We start from the raw sequence: 20,314 nt of genomic DNA, 5'->3' as shown, positions 1-20,314 counted from the left end.
TAAAGGGAAAATATCTATTTTAAAAAGGTTTTAAAATAGAGATCTCGACGGGTTTTTCATAGATAAATTCAGCCATATCAATCTTACTATGATTTCATAAAAAATCAATGATTTTGCCTTCCGTTTTTGACGTTACTTTCATAACCAGTTTACTTGAAAATTCCTTTCTTTAGGTACCTTTTAGTTGGGATAAAAAAACGAAATCAGTAAATAGTAAAATTATTATTGTCGAAAGGAAAAAACAATGGAATTTAATCACGAACATCTCAAAGCAAATACTGGCCAAAAGAAAACAAATAAAAAAATGGCCATTATGGCCATTGCGTCCATACCACTAATTATGACACTTGGGAATTCGATGTTAATTCCGATCCTTCCTTTAATGGAGGAGCAACTGAATATCTCTACATTTCAATCAAGTTTAATTATTACCGTATATTCAATTGTCTCCATATTTTTGATTCCAGTTGCAGGATTTCTTTCTGATAAGTTTGGACGGAAAGTCGTGATCATTCCTTCGCTTATTATGACAGGGATTGGTGGTATTATTTCGGGCTGGGCAGCATGGCAGCTTGATTCTGCCTTTTCTTGGATCATAATGGGAAGAATTTTACAAGGAATTGGGGCAGCAGGTGCCTTTCCCATTGTTTTACCTTTGGTTGGTGATATATGCAAAGAGGAAGCGGAGGCAAGTGCATCACTCGGTATAATCGAAACTTCTAACACATTTGGAAAGGTACTTAGCCCGATCCTTGGTTCACTTATTGCCGGTATTATTTGGTTTATGCCATTTTTTGCCATCCCTTTGCTTAGCCTTCTTTCCTTATTATTAATGCTCATCTTTGTAAAAAAACCCGAGGGAGATGAACATGAACTATCCTTTGGTCGGTTTATTAAAAATATAAAGGGAATTTTCGAACAGCATTGGAGATGGCTTATCGCTGTTTTTATTATTGGGGCCATACTGATGTTCATTTTATTTGGATTACTTTTTTATTTATCCTCGGTCTTAGAGGATAAATATCATTATGATGGAGTCAAAAAGGGGTTTTTACTTGCGATTCCTTTAGCCGCTTTATGTATATCATCTTATATTGCTGGGAAGGTTATCAAAGACAATTTAACAAGGATGAAGTGGATTGCGTTTTTTGGAGTTATTTTAACCGGAATTTCAATTGGGGCTACCATGATTTCCGAAAAATTCATTTATTTACTTATCGTTTTTCTTGTTTGTGGGATTGGAATCGGAGCTGCTTTACCTTGTCTTGATTCGATTCTGAATCAAAGCATTGAAAAGGAAATGCGAGGAACAATTACGTCCATATTTAGTTCCATGCGTTTTCTTGGCGTTGCTGCTGGTCCACCTATCATTGCCTTAGTTATGAAAGGGAAGATATTGGATATGATTATGCTTTTAGGGTCGCTCAGCCTCATTGGAGCCTGGCTTTCTTTTAAGGCGATCAAACCTGAAAAAGAAAAACAGGCCGCCAAAACCAACCCTATTTTGGAATAAGGCCTACCTCAATCAAAATCGGTTTCGATATAAGGATAAACATAACAAAAGACAGGTAGTACAACCGTGAGTTTCCCAAATGAATCTGCGCCTATTTACTTAGATATTTCTTTTTAGAGAAAAAAATCATCAGCCAAGGCTGATGATTTTTATTCGCGAAACGATTTAAGTTGTTCGTTTATTTCTTTTGTTTGCGGATAAACCTGTTGATAAATAGCAAACAACTTTTTATATTTCTCTACATTTTCTTTATTCGGAAAAACTTCCTTTTCTTTCTTTAGAAATGTATTTGCACATTCCTTTACTGAGTCAAACCATTTACACCCATAGGCAGCCAGCATTGCAGCTCCCATACCAGGACCTTGTTCACTAACTAACTTCACGATCTTTGCACCAAAGATATCGGCTTGGATTTGCAGCCATTCTTCATTTTTAGCTCCTCCACCGATCGAAATGATGGTATCAATTGTTTTTCCATTTTTTCGGAAAATATCAATCGATTCATTCAACGAGAAAGTGATGCCCTCCAGAACAGCTCGTACAAAGTCCTTGCGTTCCTGCGAACCATCCATACCAATAAAGCTGCCTCTTATCGTTGCATCAGCATGTGGCGTTCTTTCTCCTACCAAATACGGGGTAAAGAGTAATCCTTTTGAACCTACAGGAACCGTATGAACTTCCCCCAGTAAATCATCAAAAGATTCTTCATGGACAAACACCTCTTTAAACCAACTAAGGCTATAGCCAGCAGCTAATGTGACTCCCATCGTATAATAGACTCCAGGTGCTCCATGATTAAAATAGTGAACCTTCCCTTGGAAATCTTTCTCATTACTTGCTTCATAGGACAATACAACACCAGATGTCCCAATACTGCAAAGTGTGCGACCATCTTCTAGGATTCCTGAACCAATTGCTCCACAGGCATTATCAGCTCCACCTGCAAACACTCGAGTGGATGGAGAAAGATCAGTTGCTTTTGCTATTTCCGATGTAATCGTTCCTACTTGATCATAAGCTTCAATTAATGGAGGGCAGAGTGTCAGGTCCAACCCAACTAAATCACAGATCTCCTTACTCCATGTTTTTTCACGAATATTAAGTAAAAGTGTGCCAGCAGCATCAGAGTAATCCATATGAATTTTCCCTGTTAGTTTATAGCGAAGATAATCTTTTGGTAAAACAAAGGTTGCTGCTTTTGCAAAGACTTCTGGCTCATGTTTTTTCACCCATAAAATTTTAGGCAATGTAAATCCTTCTAATGCTGGGTTTTTTGTAATGGCGAGTAGCCGTTCCTTTCCTACTTGCTCATAAATTTGCTGGCATTCAACAGTTGTTCGAGTATCATTCCAAAGAATGGCAGGACGCAAAACCTCATTATTTTCATCTAGCAATACAAGCCCATGCATTTGACCAGAGAAGCTAATTCCTTCAATATCTTCTGGGTCGCCACTGAAATTTTTCAGGAGGTCAGATAATCCAGCGACTGTCTGATCGACCCAATCCTGTGGATTTTGTTCACTATAGCCTGTTTTTTCTTGATAGAGCGGATATGTCTTGGAAACCTCATCTACCACTTCTCCTACCTGGTTCACAAGTAAAATTTTCACGGCGCTTGTACCCAAATCAACACCAATCACATATTTCATAGCTTCACCTTCATTTCGATCGTGGGTATGATTATTCGCCAGCAAAAGCTGTTAATAAATATTGATTAATGGTCGCTTTGATACTTTCCAGACGCCCTGATTGATGTTTGATATCCGTGAGTCCTAATGCGTGTTCTTCTAATGTATGGAAATCTACTTTTCCTTGAACAATATCTAAACCAATTCCCTCTTTGTAACTGCTATACCGATCTTCCAATACACGATCAAGCACCTTGTCATCGACTAGTTTTTGAGCGACTTTAAGTCCTACTGCAAATCCATCCATTCCGGCAATATGGGCGTGGAATAGATCTTCCGGTTCAAAGGAACCGCGCCGGACCTTCGCATCAAAGTTTAATCCGCCTTTTCCTAGCCCGCCATTTTTAATAATTTCATACATAGCTAGAGTGGTCGAATAGAGATCAGTCGGAAATTCGTCTGTATCCCATCCCAATAATGGATGCCCTTGGTTTGCATCAACGGAGCCTAACATCCCATGAATTCGTGCATAATGTAGTTCATGTTCGAAAGTATGACCGGCAAGTGTAGCATGATTGGCTTCAATATTAAATTTAAAATGATCTTGGAGATCGTAATTTTGTAAGAAAGCATAGCCACTTGCCACATCGAAATCATATTGATGCGTTGTCGGCTCTTTTGGTTTTGGCTCGATTAGGAATTGACCATCAAAACCAATTTCTTTCGCATAATCAACAGCCATATGAAAGAAACGTCCTAAATTATCCAATTCGAGCTTCATATCTGTATTTAGAAGCGTCTCGTAGCCTTCACGTCCTCCCCAGAATACGTAGTTTTCAGCTCCTAATTCCTTTGCAATTTCCAAACCTTTCTTAACCTTAGCTGCGGAATAAGCAAATACATCCGCATGGTTAGAGGAAGCAGCACCATGGATAAAACGTGGGTGTGTGAAGTTATTAGCCGTATTCCAAAGTAATTTTGTCTTACTATCTTTCATATAGTCTTTCATACTAGCAACAATTGTATCTAAGTTTTTATAGGTTTCTCTCAGATTACCTCCTTCAGGTGCTATATCTACATCATGGAAACAAAAATAAGGAACATTTAACTTTTCGAAAAATTCGAACGCTGCTTCAAGCCGCGCTTTGGCAAGATCCATTCCTTCGTAATGATCCCAAGGTCTTTGCATCGTCCCTACTCCAAATGGATCTGACCCATCAGCAACGAATGTGTGCCAATACGCAACACCGAAACGGAGATATTCCTCCATTGTTTTGCCACCAACGACCTCTTCCGGATTGTAAAATTTAAATGCGTAAGGGTTCGTAGATTTCGCTCCTTCATACTTAATTTTGCCGACTGTGTTAAAATAACCCATATTGAAACCTCCTTGAAATTGAAATAACATGTAAATGCTTGCAAAATTATTATAGCAATCATTTAGTAGTTTGTCTATCGGATAAACTAAGTGTATACTATTTATAATCATAATGGAAAGAGTTGAATGTTATGAAGGGTGAACGAACATGGAATCAGCATGTTGTCAAGAAAGAAAATAAATCATTAGTTTTAAAAACCATCATTCAATCCTCTCCCCTATCAAGGGCAGAGATTGCCAATATAACAGGTCTTAATAAAGGAACAGTGTCTTCCCTTGTTCATGATTTAATCGAAGAAAAATTTATTTTCGAATCAGGTCCTGGCACATCCAGTGGTGGAAGAAGACCTGTTATGCTCCTCTTTAACGAGACCGCTGGCTATTCGATTGGGATAAATATAGGTGTCAATTATTTATTAGGCATTTTAACCGACTTGAATGGGGATATCTGTCTAGAAAAACAAATGAAAATGGATGTACAGTCCTTCCCTATTATTAAAGACCAGCTATTCTCTATGATTCGGGAATTAATTGAGGCTGCGCCAAAGAGCCCATATGGCGTTGTTGGTATTGGGATTGGCGTTCCTGGAACCGTTAGTAAGGACGGAAAAGTATTATTAGCTCCAAATTTGAACTGGAAAAATATTGATTTACAATCCGTATTAGAAGAGAAATATAATATTCCGATTATAATCGAAAATGAAGCCAATGCAGGGGCCTATGGCGAGAAAAAATTTGGAGCTGGGAAAGAGTCAGAGCATCTGATTTATGTAAGTGTAGGGATTGGCATCGGAGTTGGAATGATTTTAAATGGAAAGTTATATAAAGGAAATAATGGCTTTTCAGGCGAGTTAGGTCATATGTCTATCAATGTGAGTGGTGATCTTTGTCGCTGTGGGAATGAGGGGTGTTGGGAATTATATGCCTCAGAACAGGCGCTGATTCAGCAAGCAAAAAAATTAAACATTCTTCCCGTTGACGATCAAGATGTTTCACTTGAATCACTCATGGAGCTTGCCGAAAAAGGAAACAAAGACGCCATTCATTTGTTTGAAAGGATAGGAAATTATTTAGGGGTAGGAGTGAACAATATCGTCAATATTTTCAACCCCCAAGAGGTGGTGATTGGTAATCGGATGGCAAGTACCGAAAAATGGATCGAAGCCTCATTAACAAAACAATTGGCCGAGCGGATTCAGTCCTTTCAAGAGCAAGGCTTACAAATAAAATTTTCCAAGCTCTCTTCTTACGCTGCCGCTCTAGGGGTTGCTGCCTTCTCATCGGAAAACTTTTTACAGAAGTGAAGGAGGATGTTCCGCAAGCAAGGAACATCCTCCTTCTTCTTAATAGAATGATCATTGTATGAAATGAGATTAATTGCGGATTTCCTTCCGCATAAACAAAGCATAGGAGATCCCGAAACAGATCGTCGTTGCTGCCATTAAGCCAATCAATTGCGACATAATCAGCAACAGACTCTGGCTTAATGGCAAGGCGCTTGGAATCGCTCCAACTACCTGCTCCATTGTTAATGGGCCGAGCGTCCGAATCGTCGGTGTAAGTAGCGTCATGGTTGCTTCACTGTACAATTGACTCGGCGATATTCTCATCAGATTTTGACTCAAAACCTCATTGTGCAAGGACTTGGCTATAATGTTGATCATCATGGAATAGAAAACACTAAAAAATAACCAAATCGCAATGCTGCTTAAAGCCGAGGTTGCGGCTTGCTTAAAACGAATCGAAAATAAAATCGACAGGTTGAGCCAAAACGCAATATAGAAAATACTAAGCACGAGAAAGCAAATCACCCGTAAAAATTCCTCAGGAGTTGGAGGAATCCCTGTAATCATAATGCCAAGCGCTAGAACTAAAAATCCTAAAGCAAACAATAACACACTGATAATCGTTATGGAAGCGGTGAATTTGGCATTGATAATATAGTCGCGCGGGATTGGCTGGGAGACAATCCGACTAATCGTCCCTTTATTATATTCAGAGTTGACGGCATCAAAGCCAAGCGCAATTCCGAGCAATGGTCCGATAAAACTAACAAATACAAAAAATGGCGGCAATGTTCCATCTGAGATCGTAAATAATTTTAAAAATAGAAAGGCATCATCCGCACCAATTTCTGAAGCGGCATCACGCAGCCCAGTCAATGCTGTATATAATGATCCTAAACATGTTAATGCCAGCAAGATGACGATGATGTTCACCCGCCAACTTAAAATATGATCTGATACTTCTTTTTGAACAAGTACCCAAAAAGAATTTTGTGGCTTTGCCGATTTTTCCATCTGTTTGCTTGATGCGTCTTTAAGTCTTTTCAATGGGAAACTGATGTTCAATCTTCAACACCTCCCGCAAAGTAGCGTTGGTATATTTCGTCTAGCCCAACTTTTTCATGAGTTAAGGAGGATAAATGGCATCCATTTGCAATAATCGTATCGACAATATGCTGTAATGCTGCCTCCCCCTTACACCAAATGGTTACTTCGTTCTCCTCCCGTACAACGACTTTTTGTACTTCTTTCAACTCTTGAATTTCTTCAATCATGCTATCTGTAACGGCAGAAAGCTTCACTTTTATTTGTTGTCCTTCTTCACCAAATAGTTGTTTTGCTAATGCCTCCACTGTCCCTTCGGCAAGAAGCTTACCGTTGACAAAAAGACCCACACGATCACAAATTTGCTGCACTTGATGCAGTTGATGAGAGGAGAGCATGACCGTGATCCCCTGCTCTTTACTAAGTTTTTGAATCAATCGCAATAATTCCTGTATCCCTTTTGGATCAATCCCAAGCGTCGGTTCATCCAAAATGATGATTTCTGGATCTTTAATAAGGACATCCGCTAAACCAAGCCTTTGTTTCATTCCTCTTGAATAGGTGCCTGTTTTTTGATCGGCTGCATAAGCAAGACCCACTTCTTCTAGGAGTGTCTTCGCCCTTTTTTCTCCTTCTTTACGTGAAAAACCATTCAGGGAGGCTGTCAACATTAAATTTTCCATTCCTGTCCGATTTTCATAAAAGCCGACTTGGTCTGGCAAGTAACCAACGATTCTTTTCACGTGTAACGGTTCCTTTGTGGAGTCATATCCGCAAACGCGAACGGCTCCGCTTGTCGGCTCAGATAAACCAAGAATCATTAAGATCGTTGTTGACTTTCCAGCTCCATTGGGCCCTAACAGTCCAAATACCTCCCCCTTGCCAATGGAAAGATTCAGATGGTCAACGGCTATCTTATTTTCATATTTCTTCGTCAATCCTTCCAATTGAATAATCTTATCCATTTTTATCTCCTCCCATATTTACGGATAAGATAAAAAATACCGCCGAAAACTGCGATGATAATCAGAACTCCTACCCATCCCCATATGAGGGGAGTTTTTACCGCAATCCTGAACTGAGCATCTGAACTGGCTTCAGGCGAACTGGCTTTCAATTCAACAACATAATCACCGGCAATGGCATTTTTATTTGACTCCATGTTCACTTTAATCGTTTCAGACTGATTCGGATTAATTTTACCAATTTTTCTTGGTTCAAACGTAACATCCCAACCTTCTGGTGCGTTTGCTGTCAAAGAAACATCACCGAGTGGAGCGGTACCTGTATTCTTCACAACAACAGTCATATTTTTACTCTTGCCAGCGGTAATATTATCACTTAATTTCCCAGAAGGGGTTGTCAACTCCATTCCATATGAACCGGTAATTACAGCCTCAAGTTCTAAATCAGAGGATGTTTTTTCATTTACCGCTTTGATTGGGATTTTATACGTATCCGCTTTTACTCCTTCAGCAGGCGTCACATTGACAGTAACTTCTTTCGAGGCATTTGTGTCAACAGTTAAAGATGAAACGCTTTTTCCATCTACTTTAAAATCGACCGTCCATCCCTTCGGCGTTTCCGCCCGTAAAGCATAGGTTTGTTTTTCAGCCGTCCTATTTCTTAATTCTGCTTTATAATCAAAGGAAGAATCTGAATGCCCTTCCATACTTGCTTGATCAGACGTTAATTCTGTTTTAAATGTTCCTTTTTCACTAATTTTAACCGACAGCGGCAGCTCGGTTTTTCCACCGTTTTTCGTTGCCGCGATTGCTTTAAACTGATACGTTCCCTTATCTACCTTTAGCGGTACCGTTAAATCAATAGTGAAATCTTCAGACTCACCAGGTTTGACGGATAATTCTTGTAGGTCCCAGCCCCCTGAGGTAATCGCATACTCCCAGTCTTTTGCAACATCTTCCAAAGAAAGGTGAACTTGCTGAACAGAAGAAGTATGGTTGATCACATTGAATGAATAATTAATCGTCTCACCTGGTGTTACGGAAATCCCGCTATAAGGTGTAAACAGCTCAATTCCTTCCGCGGCCTTAGCCGAGGATAATGGCAACACACAAAATACAAGCAAACTGAACAACACAATGAAACTAGTAAGTTTTTTGAACATCTCAATACCCCCCAATTTATTGTTTTATATTCGATACGCATAATCGACTAATTTGGATTTACTTTTTTTAAACTTTTTTTGTTTTCTTCTTCCGTTAATTTTGTACAATATAGGTAGAGACCTAGTTATGGTGGTGATATAAATGGCGAAAGAGGAGAATAAGGAAAGATATTTGCTCGAAGGGATGGCAAGCGGTTCTGTTGAAGCGTTCACTGAGTTTTATGAAAAATATCATGGATTTATTTTCTCTATTGCTGTACATATCGTAAAGAATTCTTCTGAAGCTGAAGATATTTGCCATGATATTTTGCTAGAAATTAGCCAGAAAGCCGACACATATGATCCAACAAGGGGAAGTATCGAAGCCTGGATCGCCATCCGCACGAGAAGCAGATGTATGGATCACTTAAGAAGAAAAAGAGAAATCCCAACCGATTCAGAGATTGATCATGATTCTCTATCTATTCGAGAATATATTTCCATGGATGAAACCGTGATGCGCCACTGGGATAAAAAATTGGTTTCGTTGGCCTTAAAGAACTTACCCGATCCCCAAAGAAAGGTAATTTATGGCAGTTATTTCAACAACTTCACCCAAAAGGAATTGGCCGCACATCTAAAACTTCCGCTCGGGACAGTGAAATCACTTGTCCGTTACGGTTTGAAAAATTTACGTAAGCAATTAGTCAAATCAAAAACGCTAAATTTTTTAAAGGGGGAGGATAAACATGATGTGTAAACATTGGACCGATGAAGAAATGATTGATTATATTCTTGGAAAATCGACTAAACAACAAACAACTGCTATTCAGCTAAGTATAAAAGAATGCAATCACTGTCGTTCCTGCTATCACACATGGAGAGAAATCTTACCTTTAGAGGAATGGGAGCAACCATCTCCCCAACTAAAACGAAGAGTGGTAAAAAGCTATATAGCAAAATTGAAGAAAAATAGAGTGATGGTCCCTTCATTTGTTTGGAAGGTAACAGCATTAGCCGTCCTCGTGATCGCTTTAAGCGTTGCTTTGTTTACTGATCATCATTCCACACAAGAGCTTGCCCTTGACCAGAAAGAGGCATCTGTGTATGAAATGATTCCTGAGCCTAGTCAGCATACAAGTGGCTACGTGATGGTTAATAATCGAACAAATGAGTTTTATTTAACCGTTGACGGTCTTTTGCCGATCATCGATAAAGACTATCAAGCATGGGTAAAAACATATGATGGATTTCAAAATATGGGGGTTTTGCAGTTTGAAAATGGCAAAGCGAGCATTTATTCAGATGAAAAACAACTGGAAAAAGTGGAATATATTCTGTTCAGCATTGAACCAAAAGGTGGCAGCTCATCCCCCTCACAAGAACATTCTTATATAATCAAATTGATTGCCAAATAATAGATAAAAATGGCATGATTGTCTTTGTGGGTTTTTTTTTCAAAAAAAATGTTAGATGTTGCCATTGATCAGGAATCATGTTAATATCAATACAGACACAATATTTTGTGTCTACATCTGAAGATCAACACTATATATTGATTTTAATAAGGAGAAAACGTAGAGTAAAGAGTTTGCTCCTGTCAACCGAATGGCAACTTAGCCGTTCTATGTATTACAAATGTTGTTGATTACATTGATAGAAAGGTGAATCTCATTGACTACTATTATTGCAAAACAAGAGGAAACACATACTGCCCATTTCGATAAAAATCGCATCCAAGCTTTTATCGAAAAGATCACGACGATCCGCTCCCAGGAATATATGGACAAAGTGATACGCACGATTGAATCCAAAGCAGAAATGAAGACAGATGAAATTACTTCTGTCCTTATTAATACTGCTTTGGAAAACGTTGATGAGGTAAATGCCCAATGGAGCTTTGAAGCAGCTAAAATTTATTTACATAAGCTATATAGACAAGCGAGCCTCCATCGGGGTTATAATCCTGAATGGAAATACGGAGATTTTTATCAGTTATTAAAACAATTAACAGCTAAAGGCATCTACTCACCTCGTATTCTAGAAAAATATACTCGAGGAGAAATCGAGAAATTGGCGACATTGATTGATCCTGAAAAAGATTTTCTGTTCGATTATATTGCTTTACACACTTTAGCGACAAGATATTTGGCCACTGATCATCAAAAAAACACTTATGAATTACCGCAAGAACGCTGGCTTGTCATTTCTATGCATTTGATGCAGGATGAACCGGTTGAAAAACGTTTTGAACTTGTTGCAGAGGCTTACTGGGCTTTATCCAATCTTTATATGACTGTAGCAACTCCTACATTGGCCAATGCTGGACTTGCGCACGGACAATTATCCAGTTGTTTTATTGACACTGTCGAGGATTCATTGATTGGCATTTACAATAGTAATACAGATGTAGCTAGACTTTCGAAAGATGGCGGCGGAATCGGCGTCTATATGGGAAAAGTGAGGAGTCGTGGTTCCTCCATTAAAGGCTTTCAAGGCGCCTCCTCTGGAGTATTGCCTTGGATTAAACAGCTAAATAACACTGCTGTCAGTGTGGATCAACTTGGCCGTAGAAAAGGGGCTATTGCTGTCTATCTTGATGTTTGGCATGCTGATATTCTCTCCTTCCTAGATTTAAAATTAAATAACGGAGATGAAAGACAACGCGCCCATGATATTTTTACAGGTGTATGTCTCCCTGACTTATTTATGGAACAGGTAGAAAATCGTGGGGATTGGTATTTATTTGATCCGCATGAGGTTAGAAATATAATGGGCTTCTCACTGGAAGATTTTTATGATGAGGAGAAAGGTCAGGGCAGCTTTAGAGAAAAATATGAAGAATGTGTGCAGCACCCGCAGTTAAAAAAGACAAAACTTCCAGCGATTCAAATTATGATTCGTATTATGAAATCTCAACTTGAAACAGGTACACCATTTATGTTTTACCGAGATGAGGTAAATCGGAAGAATCCAAATAAACATGTTGGAATGGTCTATTCGAGTAATTTGTGTACCGAAATAACCCAAAATATGTCCCCTACTATTCAAAGTGAAGAAATCATTGAGGATGGAACCATTATTACGTATAAAAAACCCGGTGACTTTGTCGTTTGTAATTTATCTTCCATTAATTTGGGCAGAACGGTTCAGTTAGAGGGCCGACAGGAAATATTAGAACGATTGATTCCGATCCAAGTTCGGATGCTCGATAATGTCATTGATCTCAATACGATTGATGTGAAACAAGCGATGATTACCAATAAAAAATACCGGGCAATTGGTTTAGGTACATTTGGTTGGCATCATATTTTGGCATTAAAAGGGATTAAATGGGAATCAAAAGAAGCCGTTGCATTTGCTGATCAGCTTTATGAATCGATCTCTAAATTAACGATTCAAGCAAGTGTTGCTTTAGCTAAGGAAAAAGGTGCTTATCCAAATTTCGCTGGAAGCGATTGGCAGACAGGAGAATATTTCAAACAGCGTGATTATGAACATGACCCAGAGTGGCGTTCGATCATGGAGGAGGTCGCAAACTTCGGAATCCGCAATGGCTATCTAATGGCTGTTGCTCCTAATTCTAGTACTTCTGTCATTGCCGGCTCAACAGCAAGTATTGATCCGATTTTTAAACCATTTTACTATGAAGAAAAGAAAAATTATAAATTGCCATTTGTAGCACCGGATTTAGATCACCGTACGTATGATATTTATCGCCGTTCTGCTTATATAGTGGATCAGCGTTGGTCTGTTCAACAAAACGCAGCAAGACAGCGTCATATTGATCAATCGATTTCTTTTAATTTCTATGTGCCCAATAATATCAAAGCAAAAGTGCTACTCGATTTACATTTGCAAGCATGGGATTCCGGTTTAAAAACAACTTATTATGTCCGATCGACTGCATCGGATATCGAGGAATGTGAATGGTGCGAATCTTAATTTGTTACGCCAGTTATAGTGGAAATACAAAGGAAGTAGCCGAATTAATAAATAAAAAGCTGCAACAGGAAGGTTTCTGCACCGATCTCTATTGGATCGGTGCAGGAAGAATCCCTGATCCCTCTCATTACGATGCGATGATTGTAGGAACCTTCACATGGGATAAAGGAGCAACACCTGATGAGGTGAAAGATTTTGTTTATGATATTGGCTATAAGCCTCCGAAAGTTTTTGTATTTGGAACAGGTGATACCCAATTTGGCGGGGACGACTTATTTTGTCATGCAGCTCAAAAACTAGCGAAATTTTATCACTCCCCTCTTCCTCCTTTAAAAATTGAACAAAGCCCCAGAGGTTCACAAGAGGAAAAAGTGATCCGATGGACGGAAGGAGTTATCGAACATTGTCCACAGTACTTAGTAAAGTAAATATATTAGATCCAGTCAATCCGAACCGCTCTACAGCCCTTTTCGGTGGAAAAGCGAGTGGGATTTTAAATTGGAATGATTTAAAATATCCTCACTTTTATAAACATCGGGAACAAATTCGGGCGCTTTTCTGGCGAGCAAGTGAAGTGGATATGACTCATGATACGAAGCAATTTCCTAATTTAACGGAAGCAGAACAAACAACCTTTCTTAAAATCATAGGATTATTAGCTACCTTGGATGGTCCTCAGACCGATATGGCAGCGAGAATTTCTCAATATTCAACAGATCCATCAGTGAAATCTGTAATGGCGACAATTGCAGATCAGGAGAGTGAACATAACCATAGCTACGCCTATGTCCTTTCTTCTGTCACGACTTTGGACAAACAAATTGAATCATTTGAAACAGGTCGAACAGACAAAGTATTATTGGAACGAAACAATCGGATTATGGAAGTCTATAATGAATTTGCGCAAAATCCAACGATTTTAAATGTATTAAAAGCAATGGTGTATACTTCTTTATTAGAAGGATTATTCTTCTATTCAGGTTTTGCCTTTTTTTATAACTTAGCTAGAGACCAAAAGATGGTAGGCACGTCTACAATGATCAGTTATATCAACAGGGATGAGTTGCAGCATGGACGCTTTATTAGTGAGCTCTTTCGCGCAACCTTAGCAGAGCATCCTGAATACAACACGGATGAATTGACAGATTGGGTCTATGACCAATTCCGTCATTCTGTTCAGCAGGAAACAAAATGGAGTCACTACATCCTAGCGAAGATTGAGGGAATTGACTTAACGGAAATGGAAGGCTACATCAAATATCGAGCCAATAAAATGCTGCGTCTATTGGGGTTAAGTGAGATTTATCCGGATCATACGGACAATCCAATGAAATGGATTCGAGCTTACGTGGATAATTTTGATGATACCAAAACAGACTTCTTTGAACAAAAATCAAGACAATATACAAAAACAAGTGACTTAAACGGATTTGATGAATTATAATAAGAAAAGCGCAAGCGCCCGTTTAGCGACGTACAAACTTTTTAGGGGCCTGACGAGATAAAGGAAACACGATGAACCCGAAGGGTGAATCGATGTTGACTTACGCAAGCAGGCACCGAAAGTTTGCTAGTCGCTGGGCGCTGGAGCTAGATCCAACATTAGCCAAAATTTATACTTTCCTATCCTACAAAAAAAGAGATCCCTAGCTTTATTAAAGCTTTCATACACTTGCGCTATCGTCGAAATAGAAAAAATGCTATTTGTAACAGATAACAAACAAAAAACCTGACCCATATAGGATGAGTCAGGTTTTTTTCGTATTATCGTTTTACAACGTTTTCAGCTTGGGGGCCACGTTGTCCTTCAACGATATCAAATTCCACTTGTTGACCTTCGTCAAGAGTTTTGAAGCCTTCTTCACTGATTGCACTATAATGGACGAATACATCATTTCCACCTTCAACTTCAATGAAGCCAAAGCCTTTTTCACTGTTAAACCATTTTACTGTACCTGTTGCCATTCGTATAAAACCTCCAAAAAATTTTTAATATGTTCTTCCTATTTACAAGGTAAATAAAAAATCACATATTATAATCAATACCCACTTTTTGGAGTAGATATTCATTATAACATGTGAATTTGAACTCCATATGTAAGGAATACAGACGGGGTAACGCCGTAAATATTGAACTATAGCCACTTGCTAAGCATTTTTATTCTACATGAGAAAAAATGAAAAAGCAAGAAAATGGCGAAAAACTTTTTCGTCTTTTTTCGCCAAAATCCTTGATTATTCTTGAATTTCGCTGGCTATTTTGTCTGTTTTTCACCCATTCATTCCTGAATCTAAAGGAATGAAATAAAGTTCACTTTATTTAGAATCTGCTACTTTCTTTGTTGTTTTCTTTCTCTTCGTTGTTTTCTTTTCAGGTTTCGTTTTATCAATCGAAGCTTGCAAAGCAGCCATTAAGTCCGTTATATTTTCTGTTGGTTTTTCCGTTTTTGCAGTGACCATCTTTTCCCCTTTTTGCTTCGATTGGATGAGATCCATTACTTTGTTTCGATAATCATCCTGGTATTTATCCGGTTCAAAAGAAGTTGTCAGTTGGTCGATGAGTAAAATGGCTGTCTCAATTTCTTTTTTTGATACGTTATCCGAACTTGGTACATTGGGAACTTCCGCTACATTTCTCACTTCGTCTGGATAATGGATCGTTTCCATTAATAAGGTTTTTTCATACACTCTAATCACAGCTAATTGTTCCTTCGACCGAATCATGATTTTAGCCAATCCAGCCTTCTCCGTTTCCATTAAGGCTTTCCGCAGAAGACCGTAAGCTTTAGCTCCTCCATCAGGAGACATATAATAACTTCGATTAAAATAAATGGGGTCAATTTCACTTAAATGAATGAAATCGATAATCTCGACAGCTTTCTCTCCTTTTTCTCCTTCTAACGCTTTCAATTCATCCGGATCTACCACAATATACTTCCCTTTTGCCAATTCATACCCTTTTACTATGTCCTCTGCCTTCACTTCTTCTTCACATACAGGACATACTTTTTGATATTTGATCGGGGTATTACATTTATTATGAAGGGAACGAAATTTTACATCTTTATCTTCTGTTGCGGCATGTAATTTAATTGGGATATTAACAAGTCCAAAACTAATGCTCCCTTTCCACATCGTATGCATGAGTACACCTTCTTTTCAACCTTTTTCTATAGCGTTTACGATAAAGAAAAAATTAATCCCCAGTAACAAATGGGAAAAATACCAGAAAAGATGGGCATGCTACAACTACATCAATAAACAAGGGAGTGCTTATGTTGAAACCTATGCTTCCTACATTAGTTTTTGAACCGCCACAGCAAGGACGATGGTTATATGAGATCAAATATGATGGATTTCGCGGCATTCTTGATTGGCATGAAAAGGGATGCTTTTTGTGGAGCCGTAATGGCAAAAATCTGCTACCGCAATTTCCAGAGCTGGAAGAATACTTAAAATCTCATCAAGATCAATTTTCCCAATGGTTTCCCTTAAAATGGGATGGGGAATTAGTGATTCTTGACAACGATTATAAAGCGAATTTCTCACAAATTCAGATACGTAATCGTTTAAAAACAAAAAATAAAATAAAGGAATCCGCCCGCTTGCGTCCTTGCCGATTTTTAGTTTTTGATGTATTGGAATCAGCCGGTCTGATGAAAACTGGAATTCCCTATCAAAAAAGAAAGCAAATGTTGGCGTCCATTTTCAAACAACTAGAACTCCCTTTATCTCCAGATTATCAGGAGAAGGAGTTAATCCAATATATCCCAAATGAAGCCAATTATAATAAACTGGCCCAAAAAATGTACGACTATAATAGTGAGGGCATTGTCGCAAAGCAAGATAATAGTCTATGGGAAGAAGGAAAAAGAAGTAGAAATTGGGTGAAAATAAAGAACTGGAAAACCGTTTCTTGTTTTATCACCGGATATGATGAGGAAAATCAATACTTTCACTTAGGATTATATAATGAGGATCAAACCATTATGCCCTTAGGTGTTTTTGTAAATGGCCTAGATCTTGAAACGAAAAAAGCCCTTCGTCAGTCAGTCATAAACAATGCTCAATCTAAAAAAGGGGCTTTGTTTATAATGAACCCTGCCATTTGTTTAGATCTATATTTTTTAGAGTGGCAAGGAGAACAATTAAGAGAACCTTTTTTCAATCAATTACGTCTGGACCTTATCCCTGATCAATGTTCCTATCATCGTTTTCTCATCCAAGACGCGGCTTTTCCCAATGAAGTTGAAATCTCTCATCCCGAAAAATTATTATGGAAAAAACCGGATGTATATAAAATCGATTATTTACGATATTTAAGGAGAATTTCTCCTTATCTCTTACCCTTTTTGAAGAATCGTTTATTGACCGTGATTCGCGCACCACATGGAGAATTCGGTGAGTTTTTTTATCAAAAGAACAAACCTGATAGTGCGCCGAATTTTGTTGAATCGATTCAACATGACGATAATCAAATGATTGTATGCAATCATTTAAAAACATTAATTTGGCTCGGGAATCAATTAGCGATCGAGTACCATATCCCTTTTCAGACGATTGAACATGACTTTGTTAGTGAAATTGTGATGGATTTAGATCCACCCTCCCAAGAGCACTTCCAACTAGCCGTGCAAGCTGCTCAAATGATCAAAAAAATATTGGATTCTTTTTCATTGATCGGTTATGTGAAATTTTCTGGAAATAAGGGTATACAGGTTTACATTCCCTTACCTGATTTTCAATTCACTTGGGAAGAGACTCGGGTGTTCACAGAATTCTTAGCGACATTTCTAGTCTCCTATCGTCCAAATTTATTTACCATTGAGCGATTGAAAAAAAATCGGCATGGAAAGCTTTATGTCGATTTTCTTCAACATGCGGAAGGAAAAACGATTATAGCCCCCTATTCCGTCCGCTTACCATCTAAAGGGCTTGTAGCCGCCCCTTTGTATTGGGAGGAAATAAACAAGAAGCTGAATCCAAAGAGCTTTACAATCGATAAAGTGATCGAACGGGTTGAAACGATGGGAAATCCTTTTTCCGGATATTTCGCAAGTAAAAAAAAGCAACCCTTTGATAAGGTTCTGAAAAAGATTCGAAATGATTCCTAATGTACAAAATAAATAAGCAAACAAAAGATGCGTTCTTCTTCTCTCGCTTGCCGATCAAACTTTATAATCGGAGTGCTAGCTGAAAAGATTCGCTGCATACTGAACGGCATTAATCCTCGAGAAACAAACATAAGCGTTTTTCCGTTCTTTTTAATGGCAAAGGTGTAAGCTGATTTCACGATCCGATAAATTTCTCCATTAGTAGTACCATATTCTCGTCTATCGACTTTAATGGCTTTAAAAGCCGATGTGTCCCCTGCTTTCATTAGCTGAATACGATGATGGTTTATGCGCGCACTCCAATATGTATTTTTTCTGTGATCCGTAATCGTGAAAAGTTTCTCTTTTACAAATAATGAAACAGCCTTTCTTTTTCCCTTTTTAATGGAGAAGTGGCAAAAGCCGCTTCCGGAAAATAACTTTCCTTGGTACGCGGTTACGGGTGATGGTTCTAGCATAAGGAGAGTTTCTCCCTCACCATTAAATATCGATGGATTTGGAAGTTGGTGACTTTTATAGGAAAAATATATATGGCGAAGCACATAATAAATAAGTAAAAAAAACAGCAAAATCCCGGCTGCAGTTGTAGAAGCAAAGCTTGTTATATGTAATGCTGGAAAAACGATTACGAATAAAACAAACACACATAAGATACTTTGATGAATGTATAACCTTGACATTCCCGAGTAGTAATCCTTTATGTTCATAGACTCACCTTTTTAGAGGATGTTCAAAAAGTCCGGTAAAAATGACACTGCGAATTTCTTCGTTGGCTTGCTTTTCCGCTGCTCACGTATTAACTGCATACGTTCCGCTGCTCAAAGCTAAGCCGCCTCGAACTTCTGGGTCCTTTTTATCCTCCTTTTTGAACACGCACTTTTATATAATATACAACCATTATATGAAAAAACGGACAAGCATATGACAATAAAGAAAAGTGGAAGGCGTTTGTCTAGGGGCGACAAGCTGGACGATTGAAAACAGCCCTTGATAAAAAATCTTTATCAAGGGCTGTTCGATATCGTATCCTATTTTATGATCCGGAAGATGAGTGGAATGCGGTATGCTTGGCCATCGTACGCTTTAACCGCAGCAATAATCGTGAAAACTGTTCCCGCAACTGCAACAATTGGTGCAAGGATAAAACCAATTAAAACGAACATTAAAATACTAGCGACAATCCCATAAACGGCATAAGAGATGAAAAAGTTCATATATTCTTTTCCGTGATAATCAATAAAAGCTGATTCATCTTTTTTGATCAACCAAATGACTAAAGGACCGATAAACGCTGTAAGGAAACTAATAATGTAAATGACGGCTGCAAGCACCCTGTCATTATTATTATTTTCCACTCTGTTTTCCATATTGGTCTCCATTGATATCCCTCCATTTCTGATTGCTTATATGATTCTACGTATTAACTATATTATAAGTTTCACCTAATTACACCTCTCAATAAAAAAATATGACTTTTGTCGTTTTTGATGTATTTTTCTCTATGCAAATTGGAATTTTTTTTGTATGATGTCATTACATAGATTACAATTTCATATCGCCATAATGGAGGGAAGGCAAATGGTGCGCCACCAGTAATTGACTGGTTCTAGTGGGTTCGATTCCCACCCCGAAATTTTTTATGCAAGTTTAAAAAATTTCGCGGGGCAGAATCGAATGCCACAGAACTGCCCCAAATAGGAGGGTTCATTATGCTCAAAAAACGCGAGTTAATCGGGCATGAATGTCAAGTACTTTTTGATTTAATGACGCACCCGGATGTCTTCCCTTTTGTGCGTCAAAAATCCTATTCCTACGAAGAATTTTTGTTTGCTACGAAGCAAACGGTAGAAGCCGAAGAGCGGGGGGAACTATACTCACGAACCATTCTGGATGAATGGGAAAACCCGATTGGGACGATTAATTTATTTGATATCCATCAGGGGGCTGGTTTTCTTGGGACTTGGATTGGTAAGCCATATCAGGGCAAAGGATATAATAAACTCGCAAAAGAATTATTTCTAGCAGAACTATTTTTTGAAAAAGGGATTGATCTAATTTATATGCGGATAAAAAAAGAAAATCTTCGTTCAAAAAAAGCCGCCGAAAAATTAGCTTATGCCCTAAATGTAAATAAAACAAAACCATTTGTTTTCCAACAATTAAACCCACATGAACATGTATATGATGTATATGAAGTACCAAAAGATTTATTTACAATGAATTATCGAAGGAATGAGGAGCAAAACGAATCTTTCCAGTCAATGGAAGCGTAAAAACAGTTGGTTCTAGAACCAACTGT

At 38.3% G+C, this 20,314-nt stretch carries 18 protein-coding genes; 9 read left to right on the top strand and 9 right to left on the bottom strand.

Annotated features, from left to right (window positions below; genetic code table 11):
- Positions 1-244 precede the first annotated feature (244 nt).
- Positions 245-1,513 carry an MFS transporter gene (locus MUB24_RS09730; protein ID WP_244703491.1) on the top strand — a complete coding sequence of 423 codons (1,269 nt, stop codon included), beginning with the start codon at positions 245-247 and terminating at the stop codon, positions 1,511-1,513.
- Positions 1,514-1,662: 149 nt separating this feature from the next.
- On the opposite strand, the gene xylB is transcribed toward MUB24_RS09730, so the two are convergent.
- Together xylB and xylA are read right to left on the bottom strand one after the other, a co-directional pair.
- Complete coding sequence (xylB, locus tag MUB24_RS09725; protein WP_244703488.1) at positions 1,663-3,162, bottom strand: xylulokinase; 1,500 nt, start codon at positions 3,160-3,162, stop codon at positions 1,663-1,665.
- Positions 3,163-3,193: 31 nt separating this feature from the next.
- The gene (gene xylA, locus MUB24_RS09720; protein WP_244703485.1) at positions 3,194-4,519 is read right to left on the bottom strand and encodes a xylose isomerase; all 1,326 of its coding nucleotides are present in this window, start codon (positions 4,517-4,519) and stop codon (positions 3,194-3,196) included.
- 131 nt (positions 4,520-4,650) lie between these two features.
- On the opposite strand from xylA, the gene MUB24_RS09715 reads away from it, so the two are divergent.
- Positions 4,651-5,823, top strand: a complete 1,173-nt coding sequence (locus MUB24_RS09715; protein WP_244703482.1) for an ROK family transcriptional regulator — start codon at positions 4,651-4,653, stop codon at positions 5,821-5,823.
- A 69-nt stretch (positions 5,824-5,892) separates the two neighbouring features.
- On the opposite strand, the gene MUB24_RS09710 is transcribed toward MUB24_RS09715, so the two are convergent.
- From MUB24_RS09710 to MUB24_RS09700, 3 genes are read right to left on the bottom strand one after another with little or no spacing between them, the layout of a single operon-like run.
- Positions 5,893-6,870 (bottom strand): ABC transporter permease, encoded by a 978-nt coding sequence (locus MUB24_RS09710; protein ID WP_396426725.1) that lies wholly within the window; start codon positions 6,868-6,870, stop codon positions 5,893-5,895.
- Positions 6,867-7,814: an ABC transporter ATP-binding protein gene (locus MUB24_RS09705; RefSeq protein ID WP_244703480.1), complete on the bottom strand. Its 948-nt coding sequence runs from the start codon at positions 7,812-7,814 to the stop codon at positions 6,867-6,869. Before MUB24_RS09705 ends, MUB24_RS09710 begins: the two co-directional genes overlap by 4 nt.
- A gap of 2 nt (positions 7,815-7,816) precedes the next feature.
- Entirely contained in the window at positions 7,817-8,977 is a 1,161-nt protein-coding gene (locus MUB24_RS09700; protein WP_244703478.1) for a COG1470 family protein, read from the bottom strand.
- A 142-nt stretch (positions 8,978-9,119) separates the two neighbouring features.
- Here MUB24_RS09700 and MUB24_RS09695 point away from each other — a divergent pair, with 142 nt between their 5' ends.
- From MUB24_RS09695 to MUB24_RS09675, 5 genes are all read left to right on the top strand, one after another.
- Positions 9,120-9,716, top strand: a complete 597-nt coding sequence (locus MUB24_RS09695; protein ID WP_244703476.1) for an RNA polymerase sigma factor — start codon at positions 9,120-9,122, stop codon at positions 9,714-9,716.
- Complete coding sequence (locus MUB24_RS09690; RefSeq protein ID WP_244703475.1) at positions 9,706-10,374, top strand: anti-sigma factor; 669 nt, start codon at positions 9,706-9,708, stop codon at positions 10,372-10,374. The genes MUB24_RS09695 and MUB24_RS09690 overlap by 11 nt, the downstream gene beginning before the upstream one ends.
- Positions 10,375-10,624: 250 nt before the next feature.
- Entirely contained in the window at positions 10,625-12,901 is a 2,277-nt protein-coding gene (locus MUB24_RS09685) for a ribonucleoside-diphosphate reductase subunit alpha (RefSeq protein WP_396426729.1), read from the top strand.
- Complete coding sequence (locus tag MUB24_RS09680; RefSeq protein WP_244703473.1) at positions 12,886-13,329, top strand: flavodoxin; 444 nt, start codon at positions 12,886-12,888, stop codon at positions 13,327-13,329. Before MUB24_RS09685 ends, MUB24_RS09680 begins: the two co-directional genes overlap by 16 nt.
- Entirely contained in the window at positions 13,281-14,345 is a 1,065-nt protein-coding gene (locus MUB24_RS09675) for a ribonucleotide-diphosphate reductase subunit beta (protein ID WP_396426724.1), read from the top strand. The genes MUB24_RS09680 and MUB24_RS09675 overlap by 49 nt, the downstream gene beginning before the upstream one ends.
- A gap of 320 nt (positions 14,346-14,665) precedes the next feature.
- On the opposite strand, the gene MUB24_RS09670 is transcribed toward MUB24_RS09675, so the two are convergent.
- Complete coding sequence (locus MUB24_RS09670; protein WP_244703470.1) at positions 14,666-14,866, bottom strand: cold-shock protein; 201 nt, start codon at positions 14,864-14,866, stop codon at positions 14,666-14,668.
- A gap of 351 nt (positions 14,867-15,217) precedes the next feature.
- A complete protein-coding gene (gene ku / locus MUB24_RS09665) occupies positions 15,218-16,045 on the bottom strand; it encodes a non-homologous end joining protein Ku (protein ID WP_244703468.1) in 828 nt (275 codons plus the stop codon).
- 131 nt (positions 16,046-16,176) lie between these two features.
- On the opposite strand from ku, the gene MUB24_RS09660 reads away from it, so the two are divergent.
- Complete coding sequence (locus MUB24_RS09660) at positions 16,177-18,015, top strand: DNA ligase D (RefSeq protein WP_244703465.1); 1,839 nt, start codon at positions 16,177-16,179, stop codon at positions 18,013-18,015.
- On the opposite strand, the gene MUB24_RS09655 is transcribed toward MUB24_RS09660, so the two are convergent.
- Complete coding sequence (locus tag MUB24_RS09655; RefSeq protein WP_244703464.1) at positions 18,012-18,722, bottom strand: hypothetical protein; 711 nt, start codon at positions 18,720-18,722, stop codon at positions 18,012-18,014. The genes MUB24_RS09660 and MUB24_RS09655 overlap by 4 nt on opposite strands.
- Positions 18,723-19,043: 321 nt before the next feature.
- Positions 19,044-19,394, bottom strand: coding sequence for a DUF4870 domain-containing protein (locus MUB24_RS09650; protein ID WP_244703462.1), 351 nt, complete (start codon positions 19,392-19,394; stop codon positions 19,044-19,046).
- Positions 19,395-19,724: 330 nt separating this feature from the next.
- Between MUB24_RS09650 and MUB24_RS09645 the strand changes: the two genes are divergently transcribed.
- Complete coding sequence (locus MUB24_RS09645; protein ID WP_244703461.1) at positions 19,725-20,288, top strand: GNAT family N-acetyltransferase; 564 nt, start codon at positions 19,725-19,727, stop codon at positions 20,286-20,288.
- Positions 20,289-20,314 lie beyond the last annotated feature (26 nt).

It is taken from the genome of Lederbergia sp. NSJ-179 (genome assembly GCF_022867885.1).
GTDB lineage: Bacteria > Bacillota > Bacilli > Bacillales > Bacillaceae_C > Lederbergia.
The sequence above is the reverse complement of the archived record's forward strand: the minus strand, read 5'-3'. Positions and strand labels throughout refer to the sequence as shown.

Excerpts from the sequence above, each read along its gene's own strand:
- MUB24_RS09680 (WP_244703473.1), top strand. The coding sequence starts at position 12,886 with ATGGTGCGAATCTTAATTTGTTACGCCAGTTATAGTGGAAATACAAAG.
- MUB24_RS09670 (WP_244703470.1), bottom strand. The coding sequence starts at position 14,866 with ATGGCAACAGGTACAGTAAAATGGTTTAACAGTGAAAAAGGCTTTGGC.
- MUB24_RS09695 (WP_244703476.1), top strand. The coding sequence starts at position 9,120 with ATGGCGAAAGAGGAGAATAAGGAAAGATATTTGCTCGAAGGGATGGCA.
- MUB24_RS09660 (WP_244703465.1), top strand. The coding sequence starts at position 16,177 with ATGTTGAAACCTATGCTTCCTACATTAGTTTTTGAACCGCCACAGCAA.
- MUB24_RS09645 (WP_244703461.1), top strand. The coding sequence starts at position 19,725 with ATGCTCAAAAAACGCGAGTTAATCGGGCATGAATGTCAAGTACTTTTT.
- xylA (WP_244703485.1), bottom strand. The coding sequence starts at position 4,519 with ATGGGTTATTTTAACACAGTCGGCAAAATTAAGTATGAAGGAGCGAAA.
- MUB24_RS09675 (WP_396426724.1), top strand. The coding sequence starts at position 13,281 with ATGGACGGAAGGAGTTATCGAACATTGTCCACAGTACTTAGTAAAGTA.
- MUB24_RS09650 (WP_244703462.1), bottom strand. The coding sequence starts at position 19,394 with ATGGAGACCAATATGGAAAACAGAGTGGAAAATAATAATAATGACAGG.
- ku (WP_244703468.1), bottom strand. The coding sequence starts at position 16,045 with ATGCATACGATGTGGAAAGGGAGCATTAGTTTTGGACTTGTTAATATC.
- MUB24_RS09655 (WP_244703464.1), bottom strand. The coding sequence starts at position 18,722 with ATGAACATAAAGGATTACTACTCGGGAATGTCAAGGTTATACATTCAT.
- MUB24_RS09690 (WP_244703475.1), top strand. The coding sequence starts at position 9,706 with ATGATGTGTAAACATTGGACCGATGAAGAAATGATTGATTATATTCTT.
- MUB24_RS09715 (WP_244703482.1), top strand. The coding sequence starts at position 4,651 with ATGAAGGGTGAACGAACATGGAATCAGCATGTTGTCAAGAAAGAAAAT.
- MUB24_RS09705 (WP_244703480.1), bottom strand. The coding sequence starts at position 7,814 with ATGGATAAGATTATTCAATTGGAAGGATTGACGAAGAAATATGAAAAT.
- xylB (WP_244703488.1), bottom strand. The coding sequence starts at position 3,162 with ATGAAATATGTGATTGGTGTTGATTTGGGTACAAGCGCCGTGAAAATT.
- MUB24_RS09730 (WP_244703491.1), top strand. The coding sequence starts at position 245 with ATGGAATTTAATCACGAACATCTCAAAGCAAATACTGGCCAAAAGAAA.
- MUB24_RS09700 (WP_244703478.1), bottom strand. The coding sequence starts at position 8,977 with ATGTTCAAAAAACTTACTAGTTTCATTGTGTTGTTCAGTTTGCTTGTA.